We start from the raw sequence: 3,208 nt of genomic DNA, 5'->3' as shown, positions 1-3,208 counted from the left end.
GGTCATAGAGTTTCGTTTGCGGGACTGCGGCGCAACTGTCGACGCGCGTGTCGTCGCCGTTCCCGACCAGCGGAATCACCTGCCACGCCCGGCCGGCCGCGGTACGGAGCTGGGGCATCTGTCGCCTCCGAGGCGTGTCGAGGGACCGGTCATAGAGTTTCGTTTGCGGGACTGCGGCGCAACTGTCGACGCGCGTGTCGTCGCCGTTCCCGACCAGCGGAATCACCTGCCACGCCCGGCCGGCCGGGTGCGGTACCGTCCGGTCATGATCAAGGTGCGGCGGGCCGGACCCGGTGACGCGGCGGAGATCGTCCGGCTGCGCGGGGTGATGCTGGCGTCGATGGACGGGGCGGAGCCGCCGCCCGGGCCGTGGCAGCCGGCCGCCCGGGAGGTGCTGCGCGAGCGGCTCGCCGACCCGGCGGACCTGATGGCCGTCTTCGTGGTGGACGCCCCCGACCGACCCGGCGTGCTCGCCGCCTGCGCGACCGGCACCATCGAGTGTCGCCTGGGCGGGCCGGGCAACCCCAGTGGACTGACCGGCTACGTCTTCAACGTGGTCACCGACCCGGGGTGCCGGCGGCGCGGCTACTCCCGGGCCTGCCTGACGGGCCTGCTCGACTGGTACCGGGACCGTGGCGTAGTGAAGATCGATCTGCGGGCGTCGGTGGCCGGCGAGGCGCTCTACCGCTCGCTCGGCTTCCGGGACACCCTTGGCCCCACCCTGCGCCTGAGCCTGCCCGCGTCCTGAGGAGTCGCCGTGTTCGCCCTGCCGTTGACCGGTTCCGCCGAGCTGCGCCCGCTGTCGCCCTGGTGCGCGGAGGAGTTCCTGGCCCACCTCGACCGGGCCCGGCAGCACATCACGCCCTGGGTCGGCGCCTCCTTCGTGGCGACCGACCTCGACTCGGCCCGGACCGTGCTGCGTCGCTACGCCGACCTGTGGGCGCGCGACGCCGGCGGCATCTGGGGCATCTGGGACGACGGGGTCCTGGTCGGCGGGGTGATGTTCGTGTCGTTCGACGCGGCGCTCGGCGTCTGCGAGGCGGGCTGCTGGCTGGAGCCGGCGGCCGAGGGTCGGGGGCTGGTCACTCGCGCGGTCGGCCGGATCGTCGACTGGGCGGTGGGCGAGCGGGGCATCCAGCGGGTGGAGTGGCGTACCAACGCCACCAACACGCGCAGCATCGCCGTGGCCCGGCGGCTCGGCATGCGCCGGGACGGCACGCTGCGGCAGCTCTACCCGGGCCCGGCGGGCCGGATCGACATCGAGGTCTGGTCGGTGCTCGCCGACGAGTGGCGCTCGCCGGCCTCGACCCCGGTCCGTCCGCTGCGCGATTCCCGACCGGTCGGGTCTGCTCCGGGTGAGGCCCCGGGCGGCCGGGACGCCGCGACGGAGGCCGGCCCGCAGCGGTGGCGGTGCCGGACCGGCACCGCCACCGGGTCAGGCGTCGCCGCTCAGCTGTCGGCGTAGCGGCGGGCGGCGGCCAGCGCGGCCCGGACCTGCTCCGCGTTCCTCGCGGCGGGCCGCTCCCAGTCGTTCGGGTCGGCCGAGTAGAGGCCGGCGTACGCGGCGGTGTCCCGCTGGAACCGCCAGCCCTCGGCCAGCGGCGACGTCCACGGCGTCGTACCCGAGCGAGTCGAGGAACGCGGTCACCGCGGCCTTGGCGCCGGCGTCGTCGCCGGCGATCGGCAGCGCGCTGCGGTCGGCGGCCCCCGCCGGGCGGGCCAGGGCGCGCAGGTGCGCGAAGTAGATGTTGTTGAAGGCCTTGACCACGCGGGACTCCGGCAGGTGCGCCTGGAGCAGCTCACTGGTGGTCGTCGACTCGTCGTCCAGCTCCGGGAAGTGCCCGTCCCGCTCCGGGTAGTAGTTGTTGGTGTCGATGACCGTCTTGCCGGCCAGCGGCGCGGCGGGCACCTCGCGGTAGGCCCGCAGCGGAATGGTGACCACGACCAGGGCCCCCGCCGCGGCGGCCTCGGCCGGTGTGGCCGCCTGGGCCCGCGGGCCCAGCTCCGCCACCAGGTCCTTCAGCGTCTCCGGTCCGCGCGAGTTGCTGAGCACCACGTCGTGACCGGCGGCCACCGCCAGCCGGGCCACGGTGCCACCGATGTTGCCGCTGCCGATCAGTCCCACAGTTGTCATGTCCGTTGCCAACTCCGGTGTGGACGTCGGCATTCCCCACCACCGTGCTTGGTTATCCGGCCGGCGGCGCGCACGGATCGCCCCGTGGAGGAATCCTTCATCATCGATCGCATCACTGGCAATGGTTTGTATCGCTAAGTATCTATCTGCACCTGCCGCGCAATCGGTGATCTTCCGACCCGCACCGATCAATTGATATCTATCTCACACCACCACTTCCCACCCCCAGGAGTGCGACGTGCGGAGATCCCGTTTCGTGACCCTCGCCCTGAGCCTCGCCGCGTCCCTCGGCGTCACGCTCGGCATCGCGGTGCCCGCCCAGGCATCCCCCAGCGACCAGTACGTCGCCCTCGGCGACTCGTACGCATCCGGCGTCGGCGCCGGGAACTACACCGCCGAGAGCGGTTCCTGTCAGCGCAGCACCAGCGCGTACCCGGCGCTGTACAACACCAACATCAAGCCCGCCTCGTACCGCTCGGTGGCCTGCTCCGGGGCGACCACCACCAGCGTGACCAACACCCAGCTCCCCGCCCTCTCGGCGAGCACCACGCTGGTCAGTGTCACCGTCGGCGGCAACGACGTCGGCTTCTCCAGCATCATGACCACCTGCGTGCTGCAGGGTGAGACGCAGTGCGTGGCCGCGGTGCAGGCCGCCGAGGACAAGGCCCGGGCGCAGCTGGCCGGCCTGCTGGCCACCGTCTACAACGGCATTCGCAGCCGGGCCCCGTCGGCCCGGGTGGTGGTCGTCGGCTACCCGGTCTTCTACCAGCTCGGCACGTTCTGCGTCGGGCTCAGCGCCACCTCCCGCGCGAAGATCAATGAGGGCATCAACCTGGTCGACGACATCACCCGCAGCGCCGCGGCCGCCGCCGGCTTCACCTTCGCCGACGTCCGGTCGATCTTCGTCGGGCACCAGCTGTGCAGCTACGGGGAGAAGTGGCTGCACGCGTTGAACTACACCAACATCGGCATCTCGTACCACCCGACGGCGGCCGGTCAGTCCGGCGGCTACTACCCGGTGTTCCGCTCGGCGGCCGGCTGACCCGCCACCGCCGCCCCCCGGCGCGCCGCGCC

The 3,208-nt window shown here is 72.6% G+C and carries 3 protein-coding genes and 2 pseudogenes; 3 read left to right on the top strand and 2 right to left on the bottom strand.

Annotated elements, in window-relative coordinates; translation table 11 throughout:
• Positions 1–226, bottom strand: a 226-nt coding sequence (locus JNW89_RS32335; protein WP_238451944.1) for a hypothetical protein, incomplete at its 3' end; no start/stop codon positions are given.
• A gap of 39 nt (positions 227–265) precedes the next feature.
• On the opposite strand from JNW89_RS32335, the gene JNW89_RS32330 reads away from it, so the two are divergent.
• Both JNW89_RS32330 and JNW89_RS32325 read left to right on the top strand, forming a co-directional pair.
• A complete protein-coding gene (locus JNW89_RS32330) occupies positions 266–748 on the top strand; it encodes a GNAT family N-acetyltransferase (RefSeq protein ID WP_238451943.1) in 483 nt (160 codons plus the stop codon).
• A gap of 9 nt (positions 749–757) precedes the next feature.
• Positions 758–1,297, top strand: a pseudogene (locus JNW89_RS32325) (GNAT family N-acetyltransferase); the annotation flags it as partial.
• A gap of 152 nt (positions 1,298–1,449) precedes the next feature.
• Here the strand turns inward: JNW89_RS32325 and JNW89_RS32320 are convergent.
• A pseudogene (locus JNW89_RS32320) lies at positions 1,450–2,134 on the bottom strand (NADPH-dependent F420 reductase).
• A 238-nt stretch (positions 2,135–2,372) separates the two neighbouring features.
• Here JNW89_RS32320 and JNW89_RS32315 point away from each other — a divergent pair.
• Positions 2,373–3,176, top strand: a complete 804-nt coding sequence (locus tag JNW89_RS32315) for an SGNH/GDSL hydrolase family protein (protein ID WP_238451942.1) — start codon at positions 2,373–2,375, stop codon at positions 3,174–3,176.
• Positions 3,177–3,208 lie beyond the last annotated feature (32 nt).

The organism is Micromonospora sp. 4G55 (assembly GCF_016803375.1).
This window is presented reverse-complemented; position numbering and strand designations above follow the sequence as displayed.

Coding starts and splice junctions, on each gene's coding strand:
- JNW89_RS32330 (WP_238451943.1), top strand. CDS start 266: ATGATCAAGGTGCGGCGGGCCGGACCCGGTGACGCGGCGGAGATCGTC.